Below are 22,692 nucleotides of genomic sequence, written 5' to 3'. Positions count from 1 at the left end.
GATGTCCGTATTTTTGGAACAAAGAAAGGGTGGGGCGGTGCACTTTGTGGGGCCGCGTTAACCTTAATGGGGAATAAAATTTACCATGAGCGAGCTGTCTGCGCCGGTCTTTGACAATGCCTATGCCCGCCTGCCGGAGCGGTTCTACACGCGGCTGGACCCGGCCCCCGTGGTAGCGCCCGCGTTGATCGCCTTGAATGATGGGCTGGCGGCCGAGATGGGGCTGGATGCGGGTTGGCTGCGCTCGGAGGCGGGGATTGCGATGTTGGCTGGGAACGTGATGCCCGATGGCGCGCAGCCGCTGGCGCAGGCCTATGCCGGGCATCAGTTCGGGGGCTGGTCACCGCAACTGGGCGATGGGCGCGCGAATGTTTTGGGTGAAGTGATCGGGCCTTCTGGACGGTGGGACGTGCAATTGAAGGGCTCTGGCCCGACGCCCTATTCTCGGATGGGGGACGGGCGGGCGGCTTTGGGGCCGGTTTTGCGGGAATACATCGTCTCGGAAGCGATGCACGCGCTGGGCGTGCCGACCACGCGGGCGCTGGCCGCGGTCAGCACCGGCGAAGAGGTGCTGCGCGAGGCGCGCCTGCCGGGGGCGGTTTTGACGCGGGCGGCACGCTCGCATATCCGGGTAGGCACATTCCAATATTTCGCCGCGCGGCAGGATGTCGAGGCGTTGGCGCTGCTGATGGAGGAGGCGCGAGGCCGGCATTACCCGGAGCTGGCGGAAGGCGACGCGCTGGGGTTCCTGCAGGCGGTGGTCGCCGCACAGGCGGATCTGGTGGCGCGCTGGATGGGGCTGGGCTTTATCCACGGCGTGATGAACACCGACAACACTCATGTGGGCGGGCTGACGATTGATTACGGGCCCTGCGCCTTCATGGATGCCTACCACCCGGCGCAGGTGTTTTCGTCCATCGACCAGATGGGGCGCTATGCCTATCAGGCGCAGCCGCAGATCCTCGTGTGGAACCTGGCGCAGCTGGCGTCCTGCCTTCTGCCGTTGATGGGCGAGGATGCAGAGCAGGCCATCGAGGATGCGCAAGAGGTGCTGGGCGGCTTCGGGGAGCTTTATACCGAGGCCTGGAAGCGGGTGTTCTTCGCCAAGATCGGGCTGTCCGAGGGCGGCGATGACGAAGTGGCGCTGGTGCAGGACCTGCTGACCCGGATGGCCGAGAACCAGGCTGACTTTACCCTGACCTTCCGCGCCATGGCGCGCGGCGCGGGCGCGCGGGAACAGTTCGTGGACCCGACCGCCTTTGATGCGTGGGCCAAGGGTTGGCAGGGGGACGAGGCCGTGATGCGGGCGGCGAACCCGGCCTTCATCCCGCGCAACCACCGCGTGGAAGAGGCCATTCAGGCGGGCAATCGCGGTGACTTCGCGTCGTTCGAGCGGCTGGTGGAGGTCTTGCAGCGGCCCTATGAGGATCAGCCGGAGCATGCCGCGCTGGAAGCGGCGCCCACCGAGCAGCAGATCGTGCGTCAGACCTTCTGTGGGACCTGAGGGCCCGGCGATTTGGCGGGACGGTTGATCAGCACGATGCCGATGGCCACCAGTGCCAGCGCGCCCCAGATCGACAGGCCGACCTGCTCGCCCAGCAGCAGCCAGCCCAGAAGCACCGAGAAGACCGGCGACAGGAAGCTGAAGCTCGCCACGCCCGAGGCGGGGTAGAGCGTCATCAGCCACAGCCAGAACACGAAGCCCATGCTCACCACCACGACCGTCTGGAAGGCCAGCGCGGCGTAGTGAATGGGCTCCGGCGCGCGCATCAGATCGCCAAAGAGCGGCGCGGCCAGCAGCAGGATCGGGGCGGAGATCAGCACCTGCCACAACAGCTGCACCTCGGGGGGGACGGTCTTGAGCGGCGTGGCCTTGACCAGCAATGCCGTCGCGGCCCAGCCGATGGCCGCGCCCAGGGCGCACAGATCGCCGATCAGGGATGCCTCGCCCCCGCCGGAGCGGTCAAGAATGGCCCAGGCGACCCCGGCAAAGGCCACCAGTAACCCCACGCTCTTGCGCGCGGTCAGATGGTCGCCGGGCAGGAAGACATGGGCCATCAGGGCCAGCCATAAAGGCATGGAATAGAAGATGACGGAGGCGCGGGAAACCGTCGTGAGATCGAGCGCGGTGAACAGGAAGATGAACTCGGCGCAGAACACCAGACCGACCAGGATCGCCGATGGCAGCACGGCGCGGGGCAGGGCAAGCGGGATGCCGCGGGCCATCATCCATGCCACGATGCAGACCGTCGCCCCCGCCGAGCGCAGCCCGGCCATGAAGACCGGGCCGAAGCCCTCGCCGGAGAACTTGATCACCACCTGATTGAAGGCCAGCAACAGCGAGAAGCCGATCAGGCAAGCCGCGCCGAAGGCGTCGATATGGGATTTGGGCTGCATCCCCCGCAATCGCGCAGGATTGCGGTGGGGTCAATGGTGTGCGGTGTCGGCGTGGCCCTAGCCGAGGAGCAGAATGTCCGACGCCCCGGCGGAGCGGCGCAGGGCGTGCACGTCCTCCAGCTCCGCGTCATGGGCCCATGCGAGCGCCGAGTCCTTGTCGGGAAAACTCAACAGCGCTGCCACATTCGGCGCGTCAGGCGCGCCGTCGAGCACGGTGAAATCGGGCGTGGCCGTCTCGACCTTGCCGCCGTGCTTGGCCAGCGCAGCACCCGCGACATCGCGGTACGCGGCAAGCGCTTCGGGGTTGGTGACGGTAAGGGCGGCGTAAGCGTAGATCATCTGGGGTCTCCATATTTGAATGATGCGATGAACTTACGGCAGGGAGATATCTGCGAAAACGCGTGTATTTGCAGGTATGGCGTGCAAAAATGCATATCATGGATATGGCATGGGACGATCTGCGCACGGTGATGGTGCTGGTGCGCCACGGCTCGCTGGCGGGGGCGGCGCAGGCGCTGGGGGTGAACTACACCACCGTGGCGCGCCGGGTGCGCCGCGCGGAAGACGCGCTTGGCCAGCCGATCTTCGAGCGCTTGCCCGACGGCTACCACCCCACGGATACCGCCCATCTCATCGCGGCCAAGGCCGAGCAGATGGAGGCTGCCGAGCACGGGCTGATGCGGCAGTTGCGCGGGGCGGAGACCGCGTTGTCGGGGCCGCTGACGATCACCGCGCCGCAATTGCTGATCGCCTCGCTGCTGGCGCCCGTCATTGATCAGTTCACCAGCGCCCACCCGGAGGTTGAGCTGACCGTGCGTGCGACCAACCAGCGGCTGGACCTCGCCCGGCGGGAGGCGGACCTCGCCGTGCGCATCAGCCGCGACCCCGGCGACACGCTCACGGGGCTGCGCCTGCTGGCCCAGGACAGCGCGAGCTTTGCCAGCCCCGCATGGGCCGCGCGGATCGAGGCGGAGCCGCAGGCGATGATCGACTGGGTCGTCTATGATGCCTACCCGGACCCGCCGCAGGCGCGCTCGGCGCGCTATCCCAACCATCGGGTACGGCTCAGGCTCGACGACATGGTGGCGATGATCGGCGCGGCGAAGGCGGGGTTGGGAGTGATCCGCATGCCGATGTTTCTGGGCCGCACCACCGAAGGATTGCAGCAGGTGCCGGTGCTGGAGCCGCAGCCCTACCCCGATATCTGGGTCGTGGGGCATCCCGATGTGTGGCCGGGGGCGAAGCTTGCGGCCTTCCGCTCGATGCTGGTGGCCCATTGCAAGACGCGCGCGGCGCTGTTCGTCGGTTGAGTTGGCCGGGCAGGGCGGGTAAAGCGCGGCCCATGAGCACACCCAAAGACCCCAACGCCCCCGACACTCGCACGTGGCGCAACTTCTACGGTCGCATGAAGGGCAAGGCGCTGCACCCGCGTCAGGAAAAGGACCTTGAAGAGGTCCTGCCGAAGGTCCGCCTGGCCAATGTGACGTGGGAGGAGAACCCCGACCGCACGCTGCTGGACATTGCCGCGCTGACCCAAGGCCGCCCGCTCTGGCTGGAGGTGGGCTTTGGCGCGGGCGAGCATATCGTGCATCAGGCACAGGCGAACCCGGACACGCTCTTCATCGGCTGCGAGCCCTATATCAATGGCACCGCGGCGCTGCTGGGCAAGATCCGGCGTCAAGGGGTCGAGAACATCCTCGTCCACCCCGGCGACGCGCGCGACCTGTTCGACGTACTGCCGCCCGCCTGCCTTGACCGGGCCTTTCTGCTCTATCCCGATCCGTGGCCCAAGGCCCGCCACCACCGCCGCCGCTTCGTGACCGAGGAACATCTGGGGCCACTGGCCAAGAAGATGAAGCCCGGCACGACGTTCCGTGTGGCGACCGATATCGAGGATTACGTGCGCCAGACGCTCGAAGAGGTTCCGCGCGCGGGCTTCACCTGGACCGCGGAGCGGGCGCAGGATTGGCGGCAGCCCTGGACCGACTGGCTGTCGACGCGTTACGAGCAGAAGGCCCTGCGCGAGGGCCGCACGCCCCATTACCTGACCTTTACGCGGGACTGACCCGATTGAGCGGCTGTCGCCGCCCGCTATTCTTTATTTGGCGCCTCAAGCTTCGTTTTGGCAAAAATACTCAAAGTCCGTCACATGTTACAGGCGCAGAGATTGAGTATTTGGGCCAAAACGAAGCCAATATGCGAAGTCCAATGGACGCCCCCGGCTGGCTCGTCTACACCATCCCGACGTCACTGCTAACGAAGAGATCACGCCCATGTCCGCCCACGGTGAGCCCATCCCGATGACCTCCGCCAAAGGCGGACCGCTGACAGGGGAGGCCCATGTGCCCGGCGACAAGTCGATCTCGCATCGCTCACTGATCCTGGGCGCGATGGCGGTAGGCGAGACCAGGGTCTCCGGTTTGCTGGAGGGCCAGGACGTGCTCGACACCGGCCGCGCGATGCAGGCTTTCGGTGCCGAAGTGGTCAACCATGGCGGCGGCAATTGGTCTGTGCACGGCGTCGGCGTCGGCGGCTTTGCCGAGCCGTCCCAGGTCATCGATTGCGGCAATTCCGGCACTGGCGTGCGCCTGATCATGGGCGCGATGGCGACCTCGCCCATCACCGCTACCTTCACTGGCGACGCGTCGCTCAATGGCCGCCCCATGGGGCGGGTCACCGACCCGCTGGCGCTGTTTGGCACGCAGAGCTACGGGCGAAAAGGGGGCCGCCTGCCCATGACGCTGGTCGGCGCGAAATCCCCCGTGCCCGTGCGCTACACCGTGCCGATGCCGTCTGCACAGGTGAAATCCGCGGTGCTGCTGGCGGGGCTGAACGCCCCGGGCGATACCGTGGTGATCGAGAAAGAGGCGACCCGCGATCATTCTGAACGCATGCTTGCGGGCTTCGGCGCGACCGTCACGCTGGACGAGACCCGCGAGGGCCGCGTCATCACCCTGTCCGGCCAGCCGGAGCTTAAGCCGCAGACCATCACTGTGCCGCGCGACCCCAGCTCCGCCGCCTTCCCGGTCTGTGCGGGGCTGGTCGCCGAAGGCTCCGACGTGCTGGTGCCGGGCATTGGCCTGAACCCGACCCGCGCGGGGCTGTTCACCACGCTGCAGGAGATGGGCGCGGACCTGACATTCGAGAATATGCGCGAGGAAGGCGGCGAGCCGGTTGCCGATCTGCGCGCGCGCTTTTCCGACACCATGAAAGGGATTGAGGTGCCGCCCGAGCGCGCGGCCTCGATGATCGACGAATACCCGGTGCTCAGCGTCGTGGCCGCCTGCGCCACCGGCAAGACGGTGATGCGCGGCGTCAAGGAGCTGCGCGTGAAAGAAAGCGACCGCATCGACGCGATGGCGCGCGGGCTGGAGGCCTGCGGGGTGACAGTCGAGGAAGACGAGGATACGTTCATCGTGCACGGGATGGGCGCGGGCGGCGTGCCGGGGGGCGGCACCTGCGCGACCCATCTGGACCACCGGATCGCCATGTCCTTCATGGTGCTGGGCTTTGCCGCGCAGCGCCCGGTGCGGATTGACGACGGGGGGCCGATTGCCACGTCCTTCCCGATTTTTGAGGACCTGATGCGCGGCTTGGGCGCACATATTTCGAGGGATTAGGGGATTATGCAGAAGTATTTTGCCAGCGTCGTGCTGAAGGGCGAGGGGGATCTCGACGCCAACTCCCGCATCTTTGTGGGCCATGCGGAGAGCAACAACCAGTTCCTGATGGGGCTGATGCTGGCGCTGGAGCAGGACGACCAGACCCTACTGCTGCTGCGCCGCGCGGCGCTGCTTGACGCCTTCGAGGAGGGCGACTTCGATGCGCCCATCAACCTTGGCCCGGTCAAGGCGATGGACATCCAGCCCGGCCGCCTGATCGCGGGCGACCCCTACCCGGGCGAGCTGCCCAATGCGCTGCCCGAGACCGGCTGCAAGATGGCGCTGGTGGACATGGCGGTGGCGTCTGGCGGCGGCGAGGTGGCGTTGGTGGGTGTGAAGGCCGACAACGCGATCCACGCGATGCGGGTGATCCTGAGCGACGCCGAGCGGGGCGGGGCCACGCTGAATGCGGTCGAAGGGCTGATGGACGCGGCGCTGCATGCAGACGACGCCTATGATTTCGAGGCCAAGCCAAGCGCGCTCGCCGCACGGGTCGCAGGCGGCGAGACCGTCGCGATGAGTGAGCCGATTGCCTACGGCGCCTAAGCCGCTGCTGTGGACGTGGGCGGCGTTGACCGCGGCGCTCTACGCGGTGTTGGCCTATGGCTCTTACGTGACTCTGCCCTCACACGCGGGCGGGATGCTTGGCTTCGACATGCGCCCGTTGGGCATGGGCGGGGCCGAGGGGGTCGCGTATCTCGACGCCCTGACGCCCGCAGGCCGGCTCTACTACACCAATTGGCTCAAGCCACTCGACACGGTGTTTCTGATCGCGCTTGCGCTTTTGATCCTCGGCGCGGCCAGCAGAGTGCGCGGCGTGGTGGGCCTTGTCGCGGCGGGCGCGGCGCTGGCCTACGCCGCGTTCGATCTGATCGAAAACCAAGCGGTCACAGCGCTGATGGTGCCCCGCGTCGAGACCGGATATGCCGAGTTCATCGACGGGTTTCGCTGGGCCACGCAGGCGAAATTCGCGAGCCTTGCCGTGGCCGGGCCGGCGCTATGTCTTGGCGGGTTGAAAGGACGAAGAGCCCATGCCTAACGGAAGTTGCGTGTGCGGCGCGATCACCTACGAGGTGCGAGGCCCCCTGCGCCCGGTGATTGCCTGCCACTGCCAGCAGTGCCGCAAGACCAGCGGGCACCACGTCGCCGCGACCTCCGCCCGTCGGGAGGACGTCACGATCACCGGAACCCCCACATGGTACGCCTCGTCGCCCGCCGCGCGGCGGGGCTTTTGCGGGACCTGCGGCAGCCAGCTGTTTTGGGATGGCCCGGGCGTGAACCTGTCGATCTTCGCGGGCACGCTCGATGACGCATCGGGGCTGGCGCTGGCGGGGCATATCTTTTGCGCCGACAAGGGCGATTATTACGAGATCGCCGATGGCACGCCGCAGGCCCCCGCGGATGATCCGAACATGACGACGCAGGTGCTATGAAATTCACGGTGGCAATCGACGGCCCGGCGGCGGCGGGCAAGGGCACGCTGTCCAAGCGCGTGGCAGAGGCGTTCGGCTTCGCCCATCTCGACACCGGGCTGCTTTACCGCGCCACGGGCGCGAAGGTTTTGGAGGGGGCCGATCCGGTCGCCGCCGCCCGCGCGCTCGCGCCAGAGGACACCGCCCGCGAGGATCTGCGCACGTCGCAGGTGGCCCAAGCCGCCTCCCGCGTCGCCGCCATCGCGGAGGTGCGCGCGGCGCTCGTTCAGTTTCAGCGCGACTTCGCACGGCGCGAGGGCGGCGCGGTGCTCGACGGGCGCGATATCGGAACGGTGATCTGCCCCGATGCGGAGGTTAAGCTGTTCGTCACCGCCTCGGACGCCGTGCGGGCCGAGCGGCGCTATCTGGAACTCAGCGGCAAGGGCCAGGACGTCAGCCGCGAGGGCGTCTTGCGCGATCTGCAGGAACGCGACGCGCGCGACAGCCAGCGTGATGCTGCCCCGATGACGGCCGCAGACGATGCCGTCCTGATCGACACGTCAGACTTGAGCATCGAGGATGCCGTGGCCGAGGCGGTCGCTCACATCAAGGCCAAGCTTTAACCCGACATTAAGGTTAACGCGCCCGCCGCCAGCAAATCGCCTTGGCTTCGTTTTGGCAAAAAATACTCAAAATCCCAAAACCAGCCGAAAGCGCCTAGCCCTTGTACAGCTCGCTGCGCGCCCCAAGATACCCGTCCCACGCAAACCAATACGCCACATGCCCCGCCACGCGCGGCAGCACGGTGGTGCCGGACACCAGACCGTCCTCGCTGACCTGCCAGCTGCGCCCGTCATTGGACACCAACCCGCCACCCTTCTGGCGGAAGGTGAGAGTGCCGCGCTCATAGGCGCGCACGGTGCGGGTGGTCGTGTCGCCCACCAGCACCAGCGGGGTGTCGAGCATCCCGTCATTGATCACCTTCTTGCGCCGGAAGGCCGTCAGCGGCCACGCCTTCGCGCCGCCAAACTTGCGGATGCCGAAGACGTAGTCCTTCTGGCGGTGCCTGCGCTGGTCCACATTGGTGGGAAACATCAGCTCGTTGGAGCCGAAATATTCCGCGTAGACCACGCCCGAGCCGTAGTCCCGCCTGTGCCCGGTATCGAGCGACAGGATCTTGGTCCTCGGGTTGTCGCGCCGCCATTCCGCCCAGGACGTGATCACCACCGGGCGCTGCTTCAGCTCAAGGCCCGACGAGGCCAGCCGCCCGACCACGGGCCTGCCGGTGAACTGGTTCCACAGCGAATTGGTCTGCCGGTCGAACATCAGCTTGTTGGAGCGGTAGAGAAACCCGCTGGAGCCGAAGACCAGCGGCCGCGCCCGCCCGCGCACCTTCGTCTCGAACAGGATGCCGGAGCCGCACAGCGTGCAATAGGCCAGCGCCACGGGAACGCCGCCGATGGTCTCATTGAACATCTCGTGCCAGCCCATGATGCGCAGCGGGTAGGCGCGCACATCGCCATTGATCGCGACCCCGAAGATCAGGTCATCGTCGCGCATGTAGATCGCGTCCGCCGCGGGGATCAGGCGCGGGTTGTCGAGGCTGGGGATGCCGTCCTTGCGCACCCCGCCCCAGGTGATCTCTTCCAGCCGGATGCCCATGCGCTCTGGCTTCAGGTATCGCGGCTTCAGGAAGTCGGCGAAGTTGGGATCGATGCGGATCAACGTGTCGCGCTTGAAGGCAATGAAGCTCGGATGCGGCTTGATCTGCGGGTTGGCCTCCTGCCAGAGCATCCAGTCGAACCAGTCGCGCCCGGGATTGGCTCCGGTGACGGTGCGCAGCGCCTTCACGATCTCGCCCTTCGCACCGTTGGAGAAGCGCAGCGCCACGATCAGCGAAGCGGCCATGTCCGGATTGCCGCGATCTTCCAGCGCGTGCACCGCGGGGTAGAAGATGTCCCCGTCGCCCGAGAGCAGGTCCCTTTGCAACGCGGCAAGGGTTTTGCCCTGCGCGCGCAACGCGGCGGGGGCGAGCGCCGCGGCGGCGGCAAGCGAGGTTCCAAATTGGCGGCGGGACAGGGTCATGGGCGGCTCCGGAAAGGCGGCGGTGTTTCGCACTGCGCTGAGCATGGACCAGCCGATCCTCACGTGCACCCAACGACTTGGTGAGCGGCGGGCGGGATTTTGCCGCCACCCGGGCGCGCCATGCTCGGGTTCCTGCCGAGCCGCGCGGGGGTCCTAGCCGCGCCGCCGCGCGCTTTGCTAGAGGGGGCGCAGGCAGATCGGACTCACTCTAGGACCCAAGAATGGCGGAGGAGCCAATCCCATGCAGACAATTCCAACCCTCGACCAGATCGCCCTCGACACGGCTTCGGACCCCGGTCTGCAGCGACGCACCAGCGATGAGGATATCGCCGGTGGTGTGGCCGCGGCCCGCCTGATGAACGAGGTCATCGCCGAGGCGATGGCCGCCACCGGGGTCAACACCGACGGGCGGCTCAGCCCCGATGATGTGCGCGCGATCTCCGACTACATCCGCGCCGACCCCGATCTCTACGCGAAATTCGTCGAAGGCCACGGCGACGACGATGGCAATGAGGAGACCGGCTTCCACCTTGTCCAGGGCGATGGCGGTACGCTGAAATTCCAGGGCCGCGCCTTCATCAACACCGTGGCCGACGCGATCTACCACATCGGGTTCGAATACCGCGACGGCCGCTTCGTCAACGAGGACGGCAACCAGAACGAGCGGGTCGACGACATCGCGGGCTGGCTGAACTACTACGTGAACGGCGAGAATGTGGTCTTCGGCACCGACGCGGGAGAGACGCTGCATTCCGGCAAATACTCCGACAGCCTGTCCGCCGCTGCCAATGAGGTTTTCGAGGCGGGCGCGGGCAATGACAAGATCTGGGCCGGGGACGGTGATGATACGGTCTATGGCGGCGAAGGCGACGACACCTCCGGCGGGGGCCGCGGCAACGACACGCTGATGGGCGAGGCCGGCAATGACAAGCTGTGGGGCGAGATTGGCGACGACACGCTCGACGGCGGTGATGGCAACGACACGCTGGGCGGTGGCCGGGGCAATGACGCCCTGTCGGGCGGCGACGGCAATGACAAGCTTTGGGGCAACCAGGGCGATGACGAGATCGAGGGCGGCACGGGTGATGATGAGCTTGGCGGCGGCAATGGGGCCGACACCTTGCGCGGCGGTGAAGGCGCCGACAAGCTCTGGGGCGGCAACGGCGATGACGCGATCGAGGGCGGCGCGGGCAATGACGAGCTCGGTGGCGGCAATGGCGCCGACAGCCTGACCGGCGGCGAGGGGGCCGACGCGCTTTGGGGCGGCAACGGCGCGGACACGCTCGATGGCGGGGCCGATGACGACACGCTCGGCGGCCACAGGGGCGACGATCTGATGTCGGGCGGCGACGGTGCGGACAAGCTCTGGGGCGGCGCGGGCCATGACACCATGGATGGCGGCGCGGGCGACGACGAGATGGGCGGCGACACCGGGCGCGACGTGATGTCGGGCGGAGATGGTTCCGACAAGCTGTGGGGCGGCAAGGGCGCGGACCAGATCAGCGGCGACGCAGGAAATGACACGCTGGGTGGCGGCGATGGCGGTGACACGCTCGACGGCGGCGCGGGCGACGATACCATCTGGGCCGGCAAGGGTTCAGACACCGTGCAGGGCGGCGCGGGCAACGACACGATCGGCGGTGATGCCGGCCGTGACACGATCGACGCGGGCGACGGCGACGACACGGTCTGGGCCGGGGATCATGCCGACACGGTCCAAGGTGGCCTTGGCAATGACGCGGTTCATGGCGGCGACGGCAATGATACGGTCGATGGCGGCGCGGGCAATGACGAGGTCACCGGCGGCAACGGGCGCGACATCCTGATCGGCGGGGCCGGGGTCGACGAGATCAAGGGATGGGACAAGGACGACGCGCGCGACACCTTCGTCTTCCGCTCCGGCGACAGCGGCACGGTCGCGGGCGAGATGGACGTGGTCTACGGCTTCGAGAGTCGCGAGGACCGCATCGATCTGACGAGCTTCGGCGGTCTCACCCTGGTCGACGCCCTGTCGGGCGGCGGCGCGGGCGAGGTGATGTTTGATGGCGACATCTTGTGGATCGACGAGACCGGCGACGGCACGGCGGATATGGGCGTCGAGCTGAAATGGGTCAACGAACTGGCAGCCAACGACCTGCTGCTCTGATTTCTGGGCGCTGGCCGCGGGCGGGGTTCGTTCCCGCCCGCGGCCCCAATGCCATTTCACGCCCGGCTTCCGGGGCATTTGCGCTAAGCTGCCTGCAAAGACAGCGCGAAAGAGGCCCCCATGAAAGAGACGTTCGAAGCCATCAAGCTTGGTCTGCAAACCCTGGTCTATGCGGCGATCCTGGTGCTGATCGTCTCGCTCTTCGTGCGGCCCGACCTGACCGCAGAGCGGGCAGGGGCGTTCTTCAAGGCCTTTCAGGACCACAATATCAACATCAAGATCGCGGCCCTTGGCTTCAACATCTCCCCGCAGGAGGTCAAGGAGCTGACGGATCAGAGCTCGGTCCTTGATGAGGTGAAGATCAGCGGCGGGTGTCTGAGCGATGCCAACTGCGACGCCGAGGAGATGGAGCAGCTGGCCGCGCTGCTGGAGATCGAGAATGTCACCGGCTACCTCAGATCCGAGGATCAGCTTAGCGTGACCACGACCGAGGATGGCGAGGTGTCCGTCGCGGCCGTGCCCGGCAACGCCCCCGTCGTGATTCCGGACTGGCTGGTGGTCCTGGGCGCGGACCGCACGCTGGAGGCCGCGCAGGACGAGCAGCAATTCATCGAAGACCGGCTGCCCGGCACCTCTACCGATATTCTGCGCCGCGACGGCTGGTACCGCACGGTGGTCTATTTCGACAGTGCGGATGCGGCCAATCTGGCCTTGCCGGGGCTCGAGCGCGCCTCGCGCCAGAAGGGCATCTACGTGCGCGCGACCCAGATCTGGTGCAAGGGACAGGTGCTGCAGGAAACCGGCGACTATATCTCCTGTGGCGAAAGCTGACTGGTGGTTGCGTATGCGCGCTGTCTGATCTTGGATGAAGGGCGTGCAAGGCTTGCCCTTTCCGCCAGCCCACGCTATACGCGCGCCTGTCTAGGCAGCGGTATAAGCAGCAAGGCGAGCAGGGTCGGTCACACCGGCCCTCTTTGTTTTGAAAACGCCACCCGGACCAACCGAAACCCAAAGACCGGCGGAGACAACCGCTCGGCCCGCATAAACCCTAAGTTAGGACACTAAAAACTTGGCTCAAAACGCATCCATGGAGGAATTCGAAGCCCTCCTGAACGAAAGCTTCGAAATGGACACCCCGGACGAAGGTTCGGTTGTCAAAGGCCGCGTCATCGCGGTCGAGGCCGGTCAGGCCATCATCGACATCGGCTACAAAATGGAAGGCCGCGTCGATCTCAAAGAATTCGCAGAACCCGGCGAGAGCGCCGATCTGTCCGTGGGCGACGAGGTCGAGGTGTTCCTTGACCGTGTCGAGAACGCCCGGGGCGAGGCCTCGATCAGCCGTGACAAGGCCCGCCGCGAGGAAGCCTGGGACCGTCTCGAGAAGGCCTATGCCGACGAAGAGCGCGTCGATGGCGCCATCTTCGGCCGCGTCAAAGGCGGCTTTACCGTCGATCTTGGCGGCGCCGTGGCCTTCCTGCCCGGCTCCCAGGTTGACGTGCGCCCCGTGCGCGACGCGGGCCCCCTGATGGGCATGAAGCAGCCCTTCCAGATCCTCAAGATGGACCGCCGCCGCGGCAACATCGTGGTGTCGCGTCGCGCGATCCTCGAAGAGTCCCGCGCCGAGCAGCGGGCCGAGGTCATCGGCAACCTCACTGAAGGCCAGGCGGTCGACGGCGTGGTCAAGAATATCACCGAGTACGGCGCTTTCGTCGACCTGGGCGGTGTGGACGGCCTGCTGCACGTCACTGACATGGCATGGCGCCGGGTCAACGACCCGCGCGAGATCCTGTCGATCGGCGAGACGGTCAAGGTGCAGGTCATCAAGATCAACAAGGAGACCCACCGCATCAGCCTTGGCATGAAGCAGCTGCAGGACGATCCGTGGGAGGCCGTAGCCGCCAAATACGCGCTCGACAGCACGCATCAGGGCCGCGTCACCAACATCACCGATTACGGTGCATTCGTGGAGCTGGAGCCCGGTGTCGAAGGTCTGGTCCACGTCTCCGAGATGTCCTGGACCAAGAAGAACGTGCACCCCGGCAAGATCGTGTCCACCTCGCAGGAAGTGGAAGTCATGGTCCTGGAGATCGACAGCGCCAAGCGCCGCGTCTCCCTTGGTCTCAAGCAGACCATGCGCAACCCGTGGGAAGTCTTCGCCGAGAACAACCCCGTCGGCACCGAGATCGAAGGCGAGGTCAAGAACATCACCGAGTTCGGTCTGTTCGTGGGTCTCGACAACGACATCGACGGCATGGTGCACCTGTCCGACATCACCTGGGAAGGCCGGGGCGAAGACGCCCTGCAGGACTTCCGCAAAGGCGACATGGTCAAGGCCGTGGTCACCGAGGTGGATGTCGAGAAGGAGCGCATCTCCCTGTCGATCAAGGCGCTGGACGGCTCCTTCGACACGGCAACCGAGGGCGTGAAGCGCGGCTCTATCATCACCGTCGAGGTCACCTCGATCGAGGATGGCGGCATCGAGGTGGAATACGAGGGCGCCAAGTCCTTCATCCGCCGCTCCGACCTGTCGCGTGACCGGGCAGAGCAGCGCCCCGAGCGCTTCCAGGTGGGCGACAAGGTCGACGTGCGCGTGACCAATGTTGACGCCAAGACCCGCCGTCTGGGCCTGTCGATCAAGGCCCGCGAGATCGCCGAAGAGAAAGAGGCGGTCGAGCAGTATGGCTCCTCCGACTCCGGTGCATCGCTCGGCGATATCCTGGGTGCAGCGCTGAAATCCGACGACGACTAAGCGCCTGTCGCGATATGAAGTCTGGAGGCCCTGCTGGAGACAGCGGGGCCTTTTTCTTTTTGAGGGGGCAATTTCTTGAAAAGAAATTGCGACCAAATCCTTTAGAAGGATTTGCCCCCAGACTTTTCCAAAAAGTCTGGCGCGCCTGCCTTGGCGGCACGCACGCGGTCCCACGGCAGTGTCGTCTCGGGCGGGGGCGTCTCAATGCGCCGGATCGCGCGATAGAGCCGATCCACCAGCCAGAAGATCAACACAGGCCCATGGCCGCCATGCAGCTCGTAGAAGGCCTGCGCCTTTTGTGCCGCCGCACTTGGGCGCGGGTTCGGGAAAGATTGGTCCGTCTTCAGATGCTCGGGCATAGGGCTCTCCATCATTAGGGGTGCTTGACTTCGCTTCGGTGATACCGCCAGTTGGGGGTGCAACGAAATGAGCGGAAATGAAGTGATCATTTCATGAATGAAAAGGATGTATCCTGGGATGACCTGAACCTGTTCCTCGCCGTCGCCCGCGATGGCGGGCTGTCGCCGGCCGCGCGCGCCACCGGACGCAGCCCGGCGACGTTGGGCCGCCGGATGCTCGCGCTGGAACGCGCGTTGGGCCGCGAGCTGTTCGCCCGCCATGACCGCGGCTACGCCCTGACGGACGAGGGCCGCGCGATGCGCGATGAGCTGGCCGAGGTCGAAACCCGCATCACCCAAATCACCGCGCGCCCGGCGGCAGAGACGCTGCCGCTGGTCAAGATCTCCGCCGGAAGCTGGACGGTGCTGCACCTATTGGACTTGCTTGATGCCCTCACCGGCACCCCGCCGGACCTGCGTCTGCGCTTCGCCGCCGCCGAGGCCGCGCTGGATATTGCCCACCGCGAAGTGGTGATCGGTATCCGCAATCAGCGTCCGCGCGAGGCCAGCCTCGCCGGGCGCAAGACCGCTCGCAACGAATTCGCGCCCTACGCCTTGAAGGGCGCCGAGGACCGCCCTTGGGTCAAGGTGCTGGCCGACACGCCGTCGGCCCGATGGTTGGACGCCAGAGTGGGGCGCGACGCCATTTTCGAGGTGACCGCCCCGCGCAACTCTCTCGATATCGTGCGCGCGGGCCGAGGCAAGGCACTGCTGCCGACCTTCATCGGCGATCGCGAACCCGGGCTCGTCCGCGTGGGCGACACGGTGCCGGAGCTGGCCCATGATCAATGGGTCGTCACTCACCACGATGACCGTCATCTGCCGGAGGTTCGGCGGGTGTTGACCCGGCTCTACGCCGCGCTTGCACGCGGGTGAGCGCAATACGGACCGCATGCCGTCCGCGCGCGCCGAATCGCATCCCGGGTGGCGGGGTCGGGCGTCCTTTGCGCTGCCTTATTCTTGGGCCACCCGCGTCGAGATGCGATTTTTTCACGCTCTTTTCCCCGATGATGGGGGGGCAGGGAGGCTCTAAACGCCTTCCGCCGCTCGATTATTCGGCCTATAGTCCCCGGACAGACGGCTCGGACAAGGGTCGCTGCCAAACGCAAAGTCCTGGGGAGGATGATTGATGATACGCTCCGAGCTGATCCAGAAGATCGCCGATGAGAACCCGCATTTGTACCAACGTGATGTCGAGCGTATCGTGAACACCATCTTCGAAGAGATCATCGACGCCGTCGCCTCCGGCAACCGGGTCGAGCTGCGCGGCTTCGGGGCCTTTTCCGTCAAGAAGCGCGATGCGCGCGTTGGCCGGAACCCCCGCACCGGCGAGAGCGTTCATGTCGAAGAGAAACATGTGCCCTTTTTCAAGACCGGCAAGCTGCTGCGCGACCGACTGAACGGGCACGACTGAGACCGAGACGTCCAACCTTGAGGCTCGAGAGCTGATGAAATACCTGCGCTACCTGTTTTTGGCCCTCGTGGGCATCTGCCTGATCCTCGTGGCGCTGGCCAATCGCGGCATGGTCACCATCAAGGTGCTGCCGTCCGAGATGGCCGCCTATTTGGGCCAGCCCCTGTCCTATGAATTGCCGCTTTTCGTGATCATCTTCGCGGCCATCGTCATTGGCTTGCTCATCGGCTTCGTCTGGGAGTGGTTCCGCGAGCACAAGCACCGTGCCGAGGCCCGCGCGCAGCGCCGCGAGAAAGAGCAGCTCGCCCGCGAGGTCAAAGGCCTCAAGCGCAAGAACAACGAGGGCAAGGACGAGGTCCTCGCCCTGCTCGACGACAGCGCGCCCGCGCGCTGATCCTCCCATGTCCGTTCGGGTAAAAATTTGCGGCCTGAGCCGCCCTGAGGATGTGGCCGCCTGCGCGCAAGCGGGGGCCGGATATGTCGGCTTCGTGTTTTTTGAGAAATCTCCGCGCAATGTCAGCTTCGAGACGGCGCGGACGCTGGCCTTGGACGTGCCGCTGGGCATCGCCAAGGTCGCGCTGACGGTGGATGCGTCCGACGAGATGCTGGACGGGCTGGTTGACCGGGTTCCGCTCGACATGCTGCAGCTCCACGGCAAGGAAAGCCCCGACCGCGTGTCCGAGATCCGCGCCCGCTTCGGGCTGCCCGTGATGAAGGCGGTGGGGGTCGCTGGCGAAGAGGATCTGCCCGCGCTCGCGGATTATGCCGCGGTGTCAGATCAGCTTCTCGTCGATGCCAAGCCGCCGACGGGCGGCAATCTGCCGGGCGGCAACGGGCTGTCCTTCGACTGGCGCCTGATTGCGGGTCGCCGCTGGTCGGTGCCTTGGATGCTGGCGGGCGGATTGACGGCGGCGAATGTCGCCGAGGCAATCAAGCTCACCGGGGCGGATCAGGTCGATGTCTCGTCCGGCGTCGAACGTGCGCCCGGCGTCAAGGATGCGGCGCTCATTGCGGATTTTATCGCGGCCGCGGCTGGTTAAGCGACTTTTAACCCAGCGGGGCGACACTCGCCCAATGGCGACCTTACCCGAATACTTGACGCCCGAACTCTGGCTTGATCAAATCTTCTCATCGACCGAAGCGCGCCGCGGCGGGATCGTGAAGCGCCAGGTGCGCGATGTGGAACGGCTGGCGGGGCGCGCGTTGTTCTATGCCGCGTTGGAGGCGCGTGGCTTTCAGGCGGTCGAGAATGGCCGGCATTTCGTTGTGTTCTGCAATCAGCTGCCGATCCGCCGGGTGCGGTAAAAGGGCCTTCGAAGGCCCTTTGAAAAAGCCGCGTCGACGCGGCTTTCAACGCTGCCGCGCGGCTGCGTCATAAAGGCGGATCAATCCGCCTTTCGCTTGTCCCACGCGCAGCACGTTGATATTCCTCTCCCTCGCACGCCAAGGGAGCACCACTATGCCTGACGATCTTCTGAATTCCTTCATGACCGGCCCGGACGAGAATGGCCGGTTTGGCGATTTCGGTGGGCGGTTCGTGTCCGAGACCCTGATGCCGCTGATCCTCGAGCTCGAGGCTCAGTACGAGCACGCCAAGACCGACCAGAGCTTTTGGGACGAGATGGATTTCCTCTGGAAGCACTATGTCGGCCGCCCCAGCCCGCTTTATCACGCCGAGCGTCTGACCGAGCATCTGGGTGGCGCGAAGATTTACATGAAGCGCGACGAGCTGAACCACACCGGCGCGCACAAGATCAACAATGTGCTGGGCCAGATCATCCTTGCGCGCCGCATGGGCAAGACCCGTATCATCGCGGAAACTGGTGCGGGCCAGCACGGCGTGGCCACTGCCACTGTCTGCGCCAAGTTCGGGCTGAAATGCGTCGTCTACATGGGCGCCCATGACGTGGAGCGTCAGGCCCCCAACGTCTTCCGCATGCGCCTGCTGGGCGCGGAAGTGGTGCCCGTCACGTCGGGCCGTGGCACGCTCAAGGACGCAATGAACGACGCCCTGCGCGACTGGGTTACCAATGTGCGCGACACGTTCTACTGCATCGGCACGGTCGCGGGCCCGCATCCGTACCCGGCCATGGTCCGCGATTTCCAGGCCATCATCGGCAAAGAGACGAAAGAACAGATGCAAGAGGCCGAGGGCCGCCTGCCCGACACGATCATAGCGGCTATCGGCGGCGGCTCCAACGCGATGGGGCTGTTCTTCCCGTTCCTCGACGACAAGGAGGTCAACATCATCGGGGTCGAGGCGGGCGGCAAGGGAGTCAACGCCAAGATGGAGCATTGCGCCTCGCTCACCGGCGGGCGTCCCGGCGTGCTCCACGGGAACCGCACCTACCTTCTGCAGGACGATTACGGCCAGATCCTCGAGGGCTTCTCGATTTCCGCCGGGCTCGACTATCCCGGCATCGGGCCGGAGCACAGCTGGCTGCACGAGATTGGGCGGGCCAAATACGTGGCCATCACCGATGTCGAGGCGCTGGAGGCGTTCCAGCTGTGCTGCAAGCTCGAAGGGATTATCCCCGCGCTCGAGCCGTCCCATGCGCTGGCCCATGTGATGAAGATTGCGCCGGAGCTGCCGGAAGATCACATCATCTGCATGAACATGTGCGGCCGCGGCGACAAGGACATCTTCACCGTGGCGCGCGCGCTCGATTTCGAGATGGGCGAGTTCGCCTAGTCACGTTCCAAGACAGGACCACACGTCAAAAGAGCGCCGGATCGGCGCTCTTTTTTCGTCTGGACCCTGACACCCCCATAAACTGGGGTTTATTCCTATCTTGCCCCGGTTTACGCGAGCGCGCCTAAACCTTTAGCTCATGGGCATCGGCGCGCGGGCCCCCGATCCTTCACCGCATCGACCGCACCCTGCGGTTCGAGCGGATCGAAAGGAGACCTGATCATGAAACGCATCACCCTTGCCCTGCTGGCATCCACCTCCCTCACTGGCGCTGCGATGGCGGCGACGATGAACGAGCAGATCGTCGAGACCCTGCAATCGCGCGGCTTTGGATTCATCGAGATCAAGAACGGCCCGAGCCAAACCAAGGTCGAGGCCATCAACGGCGCGCAAAAGCTGGAACTGATCTACGACAATGCCACCGGGCAGATCCTGAAGCAGGAACAGGAACGGGCCGAGGCCGACGAGATCGGGCGCGCGGGCGTCGAGATCCAGGCGCGCAACGAGAATTTCCTCGACGATGATGAGGACGACGACGATGATGACGACGATCGTGACGATCGTGACGATGACGATGATGACAATGACGATCGCGACGATGATGACAACGACAGCGACGACGATGACGACGACGATGATGATGACGATGATGACAGCGACGATGACGATGACGATGATGACGACGACGACGACGACGAGGATGACGACTGATCGCTGTACACACCAACACCTCTTGCCCGCGTGCCGGGCAAGAGGTCACGTGAGGACCCGATGACACGAGTAACCCGACGCCGCGTCGCACTTGGACTGGCCAGTCTCGCGCTGGCCACAGCTTTGCCAGGGCTGGCGGTAGCACAGAGCGTTGAAGCCTCGGTGGAGCGCCAGCTCGCCCGTCAGGGCTTCAAGGTGACCTCTAGCGCGCGCACGCTGCTGGGCCGCGTGCGGATCACGGCGCAGCGCGGTGATCTCAGCCGTGAAATCGTCGTTAACCCATCGACCGGCGTCATCTTGCGCGATTTCACGCAGCGGCTCGGCAATGGGGCGTCCGGCCCCGAGCTTCTTGGTGGATCGAGCGGCAACTCCGGGCGTGGAAGCTCCGACGATGATGACGACGATGACGACGATGACGACGACGATGATGATGACGACGACGACGACGATGATGATGACGACAACAGCGGCAGCGGAAATAGCGGGAGTGGTAACAGCGGCAGCGGCGGCGGCGGGGATGACGACGATGACGACTAAGCCCCCATGCTGAAATCGCGGGCGGCGTTCTTTGCCATTCTGGCGCTGCAGTTGTTTTGTGCGATCTTCTTCGTCTCGGAGATCGCAATTTCCGTCCTGGGGCTGTCCGTCAACCCGATCAACTGGCAGCTGCGCGAGCTGATCGAGATCGGCGCCTCGGTCGGGCTGATCCTGGGCGTGGTCATGGGGGCAGTCGCCCTGCGCGCCATCCGCGCCCGTGCAGATCACGTCGAAGGCCAGCTGCGGCTGGCCTCAGGCGCCTTTGCCGAGCTGCTCAATGAGCGGTTCGAGGAATGGGCCCTGACCCCCGCCGAACGTGATGTGGCGCTGTTTTCGATCAAGGGGCTGTCGCTGCAGGAAATCGCCACCCTGCGCGAGACCAGCGAGGGCACCGTGAAGGCGCAGACCAACGCCATTTACCGCAAGGCCGGGGTTAGCGGGCGGGCGCAGCTGCTCAGCCTGTTCGTCGAGGACCTGATGGGCGACCGGCTGGTGTGAAACTTTCCGCAAGGTCAAATCGCTTTGGCAATCAGTGAATGGCCGTTCAATTCGCCACAGCCTTTTCAAATATTACCCAAGTGCGCAATTTTGTTGCGCCCGCGCCACAGGCCCAATCCCCCCGAATTTTCTCCGGTAGATCGGAATCACCCCCTGCGGCTACACCGCACCTCCCGAATGCAAGGGCGCACCATAGCGGTGGCAGGTGATCAACTGCCCCGGTACATCGCGGCGCTGCCGCGTATGTATGCCAAGGGCGCACAGGCTGAAGGGGTACGTTTTTGGAACGTATTTGATGTAGCTGATCGGTAAAGCATTGGACGATTAATCCAAAGGAGCAGGTTCGACTCCTGCCATCACAATGGGTCAGGCAGGGATGCCTGGGGTTCGACTCCCCGCCGTCATTAACACGGTTTCAACCATCTCAACGGAGGCCCAGGGCCCGCCCGCGCGCGGCGCGTTCTGGACCGGGGGCGCGTGCGCTCCTGCGCGAGTGACATGCCAACCGCCCCGTCCGGGGCCGGCCCTTGGGGCCGCGATGTGGCGCCACCCCGGCCGGGGGTGCGGGGTTTCGATCGCGCACCGCCCCGCGGGGGGGGGTGCGCCACGCCGCTCTTCAAGGGTCCGCGCCGGGCAGGACAGGGCGTGCGCTCTGGGTCTCCACCCACACGCGTTTTCAACCGGGCCATCCATGGCCCCCCAACCCCAAGGAGGTCGCCCTTGCGACGACGACAAGCACCGACAGAAAAGGAGATAAGACAATGTGGTTGCTGAATATTTTGACCGGGATGCGGAAAGTGACCGTGTCCGAGACCGAGCGGGCCATCGTGCTGCGCAAAGGTCGGATCCATGCGATCCTGGGCGCGGGCGAGCACCGCATCTGGGCGCGCGACGTGCTGGAGCGGCACGATCTGGGCGACCCCGTCTTCACCTCTCCTCTGGCGGAGGCTTTGATGCGGGGGCACGCGGAGCTGGCGTGGGCGCATCTCACCGAGATGCGGACCGATGCGGGCGAGATCGCGGTGATCGAGCGGGACGGGCGGCTCTTCGAGGTGCTCGCGCCCGAGACCCGGCGCCTGCTCTGGACCGATGCGGGGCCCTGGGCCGTGACGCGGGTGGACCTGTCTGACGGGTTCGCCGTGGACCGGGCCTTGGGCGATCGGCTGACCCGGGCACGCATGACCCACGCCATGACCGTGGTCGAGGTGGCTGAGGCGGATGTCGCGCTGATGTTCGTCGACGGGGCCTTGGCCGAGGTGCTGGAGGCGGGCGTGCACCGGTTCTGGACCGCTGGCCGGACCATCGTGGTCAAGCGGGTGGATCTGCGCTGGCGGGCCCATGACGTGACCGGCCACGAAATCCTGACCCGGGACCGGGTGTCGCTGCGGGTGAACCTTGCCGCTGACTTCCGGGTGGTCGACCCCGTCCGGGCGGTCACCGCCGTCCGCGACTTCGAGGACGCGCTGCACCGTGCCCTGGGCCTCGCCTTCCGCAAAACGCTGGGGGCGCTGACCCTGGATGCGTTGCTCGCCGACAAACTGGCCGTCGATGCCGAGGCCGCAGATGCGGTCCGCGCCGAGATGGCCGAGCTCGGGGTCGAGGTGGGGGCCATCACGTTGAAAGACGTGATCCTGCCCGGCGAGATGCGTGACATCCTGACGGGTGTTGTCGCTGCCGAGAAAGCGGCCGAGGCCAACGTCATCCGGCGTCGGGAAGAAACGAACGCAACCCGTTCGCTTCTGAACACCGCCAAGGTGATGGCCGAGAACCCCGTGATGCTGCGGCTGAAAGAGCTGGAAGCTCTGGAAGCCATCGCGGGCAAAGTGGAGCGCCTGACCGTGCACAGCGGGACGGATGGGCTGATGAACGACATCGTCCGGCTCCGCGACTGAAAGATGGGACCGCCCGGGGGGAGACCTCGGGCGGTCTACCTTTGCGTACTCGGCGTCGCCGGGGCGGTTCGAACTGGCGCAGCCGGGCGAGGGGCCCTA

The 22,692-nt window shown here is 65.6% G+C and carries 25 protein-coding genes and 1 tRNA gene; 22 read left to right on the top strand and 4 right to left on the bottom strand.

Annotation, left to right across the window (positions count from 1 at the left end; translation table 11 throughout):
- Nucleotides 1-85 precede the first annotated feature (85 nt).
- Nucleotides 86-1,504, top strand: coding sequence for a protein adenylyltransferase SelO (locus tag C8N43_RS15235; protein ID WP_107846619.1), 1,419 nt, complete (start codon nucleotides 86-88; stop codon nucleotides 1,502-1,504).
- Here C8N43_RS15235 and C8N43_RS15230 read toward each other — a convergent pair.
- Together C8N43_RS15230 and C8N43_RS15225 are read right to left on the bottom strand one after the other, a co-directional pair.
- The gene (locus C8N43_RS15230) at nucleotides 1,483-2,397 is read right to left on the bottom strand and encodes a DMT family transporter (RefSeq protein ID WP_107846618.1); all 915 of its coding nucleotides are present in this window, start codon (nucleotides 2,395-2,397) and stop codon (nucleotides 1,483-1,485) included. The two genes, C8N43_RS15235 and C8N43_RS15230, sit on opposite strands and share 22 nt — an antisense overlap.
- 57 nt (nucleotides 2,398-2,454) lie before the next feature.
- Nucleotides 2,455-2,736 carry a DUF1330 domain-containing protein gene (locus C8N43_RS15225; protein ID WP_107846617.1) on the bottom strand — a complete coding sequence of 94 codons (282 nt, stop codon included), beginning with the start codon at nucleotides 2,734-2,736 and terminating at the stop codon, nucleotides 2,455-2,457.
- A gap of 98 nt (nucleotides 2,737-2,834) precedes the next feature.
- On the opposite strand from C8N43_RS15225, the gene C8N43_RS15220 reads away from it, so the two are divergent.
- From C8N43_RS15220 to C8N43_RS15190, 7 genes are all read left to right on the top strand, one after another.
- Entirely contained in the window at nucleotides 2,835-3,707 is an 873-nt protein-coding gene (locus tag C8N43_RS15220) for a LysR family transcriptional regulator (RefSeq protein ID WP_170114428.1), read from the top strand.
- A 32-nt stretch (nucleotides 3,708-3,739) separates the two neighbouring features.
- Entirely contained in the window at nucleotides 3,740-4,462 is a 723-nt protein-coding gene (gene trmB / locus C8N43_RS15215; protein WP_107846616.1) for a tRNA (guanosine(46)-N7)-methyltransferase TrmB, read from the top strand.
- Nucleotides 4,463-4,670: 208 nt separating this feature from the next.
- Nucleotides 4,671-6,017, top strand: coding sequence for a 3-phosphoshikimate 1-carboxyvinyltransferase (gene aroA, locus C8N43_RS15210; protein ID WP_107846615.1), 1,347 nt, complete (start codon nucleotides 4,671-4,673; stop codon nucleotides 6,015-6,017).
- A 6-nt stretch (nucleotides 6,018-6,023) separates the two neighbouring features.
- Nucleotides 6,024-6,605 carry a hypothetical protein gene (locus C8N43_RS15205; RefSeq protein ID WP_107846614.1) on the top strand — a complete coding sequence of 194 codons (582 nt, stop codon included), beginning with the start codon at nucleotides 6,024-6,026 and terminating at the stop codon, nucleotides 6,603-6,605.
- The gene (locus C8N43_RS15200; protein ID WP_146174234.1) at nucleotides 6,589-7,098 is read left to right on the top strand and encodes a hypothetical protein; all 510 of its coding nucleotides are present in this window, start codon (nucleotides 6,589-6,591) and stop codon (nucleotides 7,096-7,098) included. The genes C8N43_RS15205 and C8N43_RS15200 overlap by 17 nt, the downstream gene beginning before the upstream one ends.
- Nucleotides 7,091-7,492 carry a GFA family protein gene (locus tag C8N43_RS15195; RefSeq protein WP_107846612.1) on the top strand — a complete coding sequence of 134 codons (402 nt, stop codon included), beginning with the start codon at nucleotides 7,091-7,093 and terminating at the stop codon, nucleotides 7,490-7,492. Before C8N43_RS15200 ends, C8N43_RS15195 begins: the two co-directional genes overlap by 8 nt.
- Nucleotides 7,489-8,094: a (d)CMP kinase gene (locus C8N43_RS15190; RefSeq protein WP_107846611.1), complete on the top strand. Its 606-nt coding sequence runs from the start codon at nucleotides 7,489-7,491 to the stop codon at nucleotides 8,092-8,094. Before C8N43_RS15195 ends, C8N43_RS15190 begins: the two co-directional genes overlap by 4 nt.
- Before the next feature lie 94 nt (nucleotides 8,095-8,188).
- On the opposite strand, the gene C8N43_RS15185 is transcribed toward C8N43_RS15190, so the two are convergent.
- Nucleotides 8,189-9,601 (bottom strand): DUF3179 domain-containing protein, encoded by a 1,413-nt coding sequence (locus C8N43_RS15185; RefSeq protein WP_245913053.1) that lies wholly within the window; start codon nucleotides 9,599-9,601, stop codon nucleotides 8,189-8,191.
- Between the two features lie 196 nt (nucleotides 9,602-9,797).
- On the opposite strand from C8N43_RS15185, the gene C8N43_RS15180 reads away from it, so the two are divergent.
- The 3 genes from C8N43_RS15180 (at nucleotide 9,798) to rpsA (ending at nucleotide 14,451) form a co-directional block, all read left to right on the top strand.
- Entirely contained in the window at nucleotides 9,798-11,702 is a 1,905-nt protein-coding gene (locus C8N43_RS15180) for a calcium-binding protein (protein ID WP_107846610.1), read from the top strand.
- A gap of 120 nt (nucleotides 11,703-11,822) precedes the next feature.
- On the top strand, nucleotides 11,823-12,533 hold the full coding sequence (locus C8N43_RS15175; protein ID WP_107846609.1) for a hypothetical protein: 711 nt from the start codon (nucleotides 11,823-11,825) through the stop codon (nucleotides 12,531-12,533).
- A gap of 238 nt (nucleotides 12,534-12,771) precedes the next feature.
- Nucleotides 12,772-14,451 carry a 30S ribosomal protein S1 gene (rpsA, locus tag C8N43_RS15170; RefSeq protein ID WP_211308611.1) on the top strand — a complete coding sequence of 560 codons (1,680 nt, stop codon included), beginning with the start codon at nucleotides 12,772-12,774 and terminating at the stop codon, nucleotides 14,449-14,451.
- 101 nt (nucleotides 14,452-14,552) lie between these two features.
- Here the strand turns inward: rpsA and C8N43_RS15165 are convergent, their stop codons facing one another.
- Complete coding sequence (locus C8N43_RS15165; RefSeq protein WP_107846607.1) at nucleotides 14,553-14,810, bottom strand: hypothetical protein; 258 nt, start codon at nucleotides 14,808-14,810, stop codon at nucleotides 14,553-14,555.
- A gap of 93 nt (nucleotides 14,811-14,903) precedes the next feature.
- Between C8N43_RS15165 and C8N43_RS15160 the strand changes: the two genes are divergently transcribed.
- The 11 genes from C8N43_RS15160 to C8N43_RS15110 all read left to right on the top strand — a co-directional run bounded on the left by C8N43_RS15160 (nucleotide 14,904) and on the right by C8N43_RS15110 (nucleotide 22,593).
- Entirely contained in the window at nucleotides 14,904-15,725 is an 822-nt protein-coding gene (locus tag C8N43_RS15160) for a LysR family transcriptional regulator (protein WP_107846606.1), read from the top strand.
- Nucleotides 15,726-15,978: 253 nt separating this feature from the next.
- Nucleotides 15,979-16,263, top strand: a complete 285-nt coding sequence (ihfB, locus tag C8N43_RS15155) for an integration host factor subunit beta (protein ID WP_107846605.1) — start codon at nucleotides 15,979-15,981, stop codon at nucleotides 16,261-16,263.
- Between the two features lie 34 nt (nucleotides 16,264-16,297).
- Nucleotides 16,298-16,657 (top strand): LapA family protein, encoded by a 360-nt coding sequence (locus C8N43_RS15150; protein ID WP_107846604.1) that lies wholly within the window; start codon nucleotides 16,298-16,300, stop codon nucleotides 16,655-16,657.
- A gap of 7 nt (nucleotides 16,658-16,664) precedes the next feature.
- Complete coding sequence (locus tag C8N43_RS15145; RefSeq protein WP_107846603.1) at nucleotides 16,665-17,303, top strand: phosphoribosylanthranilate isomerase; 639 nt, start codon at nucleotides 16,665-16,667, stop codon at nucleotides 17,301-17,303.
- Nucleotides 17,304-17,337: 34 nt separating this feature from the next.
- Nucleotides 17,338-17,568, top strand: coding sequence for an N-(5'-phosphoribosyl)anthranilate isomerase (locus C8N43_RS15140; RefSeq protein ID WP_107846602.1), 231 nt, complete (start codon nucleotides 17,338-17,340; stop codon nucleotides 17,566-17,568).
- 154 nt (nucleotides 17,569-17,722) lie between these two features.
- The gene (gene trpB / locus C8N43_RS15135) at nucleotides 17,723-18,955 is read left to right on the top strand and encodes a tryptophan synthase subunit beta (RefSeq protein ID WP_107846601.1); all 1,233 of its coding nucleotides are present in this window, start codon (nucleotides 17,723-17,725) and stop codon (nucleotides 18,953-18,955) included.
- A gap of 222 nt (nucleotides 18,956-19,177) precedes the next feature.
- The gene (locus C8N43_RS19755) at nucleotides 19,178-19,666 is read left to right on the top strand and encodes a PepSY domain-containing protein (RefSeq protein ID WP_211308610.1); all 489 of its coding nucleotides are present in this window, start codon (nucleotides 19,178-19,180) and stop codon (nucleotides 19,664-19,666) included.
- A gap of 60 nt (nucleotides 19,667-19,726) precedes the next feature.
- Nucleotides 19,727-20,203, top strand: coding sequence for a hypothetical protein (locus C8N43_RS19750; RefSeq protein WP_211308609.1), 477 nt, complete (start codon nucleotides 19,727-19,729; stop codon nucleotides 20,201-20,203).
- A 6-nt stretch (nucleotides 20,204-20,209) separates the two neighbouring features.
- Nucleotides 20,210-20,701 carry a helix-turn-helix transcriptional regulator gene (locus C8N43_RS15120; RefSeq protein WP_107846599.1) on the top strand — a complete coding sequence of 164 codons (492 nt, stop codon included), beginning with the start codon at nucleotides 20,210-20,212 and terminating at the stop codon, nucleotides 20,699-20,701.
- Between the two features lie 291 nt (nucleotides 20,702-20,992).
- Nucleotides 20,993-21,063 (top strand) — tRNA-Asn (locus C8N43_RS15115).
- Nucleotides 21,064-21,462: 399 nt separating this feature from the next.
- The gene (locus C8N43_RS15110) at nucleotides 21,463-22,593 is read left to right on the top strand and encodes a slipin family protein (protein WP_107846598.1); all 1,131 of its coding nucleotides are present in this window, start codon (nucleotides 21,463-21,465) and stop codon (nucleotides 22,591-22,593) included.
- Nucleotides 22,594-22,692 lie beyond the last annotated feature (99 nt).

Origin of the sequence: Litoreibacter ponti (genome assembly GCF_003054285.1) — a bacterium.
GTDB lineage: Bacteria > Pseudomonadota > Alphaproteobacteria > Rhodobacterales > Rhodobacteraceae > Litoreibacter > Litoreibacter ponti.
Note: the sequence above shows the minus strand (reverse complement) of the source record. Positions and strands in the feature narration are given on the sequence as shown.

Excerpts from the sequence above, each read along its gene's own strand:
- C8N43_RS15225 (WP_107846617.1), bottom strand. The coding sequence starts at position 2,736 with ATGATCTACGCTTACGCCGCCCTTACCGTCACCAACCCCGAAGCGCTT.
- C8N43_RS15175 (WP_107846609.1), top strand. The coding sequence starts at position 11,823 with ATGAAAGAGACGTTCGAAGCCATCAAGCTTGGTCTGCAAACCCTGGTC.
- trpB (WP_107846601.1), top strand. The coding sequence starts at position 17,723 with ATGCCTGACGATCTTCTGAATTCCTTCATGACCGGCCCGGACGAGAAT.
- C8N43_RS15195 (WP_107846612.1), top strand. The coding sequence starts at position 7,091 with ATGCCTAACGGAAGTTGCGTGTGCGGCGCGATCACCTACGAGGTGCGA.
- C8N43_RS19755 (WP_211308610.1), top strand. The coding sequence starts at position 19,178 with ATGAAACGCATCACCCTTGCCCTGCTGGCATCCACCTCCCTCACTGGC.
- C8N43_RS15150 (WP_107846604.1), top strand. The coding sequence starts at position 16,298 with ATGAAATACCTGCGCTACCTGTTTTTGGCCCTCGTGGGCATCTGCCTG.
- C8N43_RS15220 (WP_170114428.1), top strand. The coding sequence starts at position 2,835 with ATGGATATGGCATGGGACGATCTGCGCACGGTGATGGTGCTGGTGCGC.
- C8N43_RS15185 (WP_245913053.1), bottom strand. The coding sequence starts at position 9,601 with ATGCTCAGCGCAGTGCGAAACACCGCCGCCTTTCCGGAGCCGCCCATG.
- C8N43_RS15190 (WP_107846611.1), top strand. The coding sequence starts at position 7,489 with ATGAAATTCACGGTGGCAATCGACGGCCCGGCGGCGGCGGGCAAGGGC.
- C8N43_RS15110 (WP_107846598.1), top strand. The coding sequence starts at position 21,463 with ATGTGGTTGCTGAATATTTTGACCGGGATGCGGAAAGTGACCGTGTCC.
- C8N43_RS19750 (WP_211308609.1), top strand. The coding sequence starts at position 19,727 with ATGACACGAGTAACCCGACGCCGCGTCGCACTTGGACTGGCCAGTCTC.
- C8N43_RS15145 (WP_107846603.1), top strand. The coding sequence starts at position 16,665 with ATGTCCGTTCGGGTAAAAATTTGCGGCCTGAGCCGCCCTGAGGATGTG.
- C8N43_RS15230 (WP_107846618.1), bottom strand. The coding sequence starts at position 2,397 with ATGCAGCCCAAATCCCATATCGACGCCTTCGGCGCGGCTTGCCTGATC.
- C8N43_RS15205 (WP_107846614.1), top strand. The coding sequence starts at position 6,024 with ATGCAGAAGTATTTTGCCAGCGTCGTGCTGAAGGGCGAGGGGGATCTC.
- C8N43_RS15140 (WP_107846602.1), top strand. The coding sequence starts at position 17,338 with ATGGCGACCTTACCCGAATACTTGACGCCCGAACTCTGGCTTGATCAA.
- C8N43_RS15165 (WP_107846607.1), bottom strand. The coding sequence starts at position 14,810 with ATGCCCGAGCATCTGAAGACGGACCAATCTTTCCCGAACCCGCGCCCA.
- C8N43_RS15120 (WP_107846599.1), top strand. The coding sequence starts at position 20,210 with ATGCTGAAATCGCGGGCGGCGTTCTTTGCCATTCTGGCGCTGCAGTTG.
- aroA (WP_107846615.1), top strand. The coding sequence starts at position 4,671 with ATGTCCGCCCACGGTGAGCCCATCCCGATGACCTCCGCCAAAGGCGGA.
- ihfB (WP_107846605.1), top strand. The coding sequence starts at position 15,979 with ATGATACGCTCCGAGCTGATCCAGAAGATCGCCGATGAGAACCCGCAT.
- C8N43_RS15160 (WP_107846606.1), top strand. The coding sequence starts at position 14,904 with ATGAATGAAAAGGATGTATCCTGGGATGACCTGAACCTGTTCCTCGCC.
- C8N43_RS15235 (WP_107846619.1), top strand. The coding sequence starts at position 86 with ATGAGCGAGCTGTCTGCGCCGGTCTTTGACAATGCCTATGCCCGCCTG.
- trmB (WP_107846616.1), top strand. The coding sequence starts at position 3,740 with ATGAGCACACCCAAAGACCCCAACGCCCCCGACACTCGCACGTGGCGC.
- C8N43_RS15180 (WP_107846610.1), top strand. The coding sequence starts at position 9,798 with ATGCAGACAATTCCAACCCTCGACCAGATCGCCCTCGACACGGCTTCG.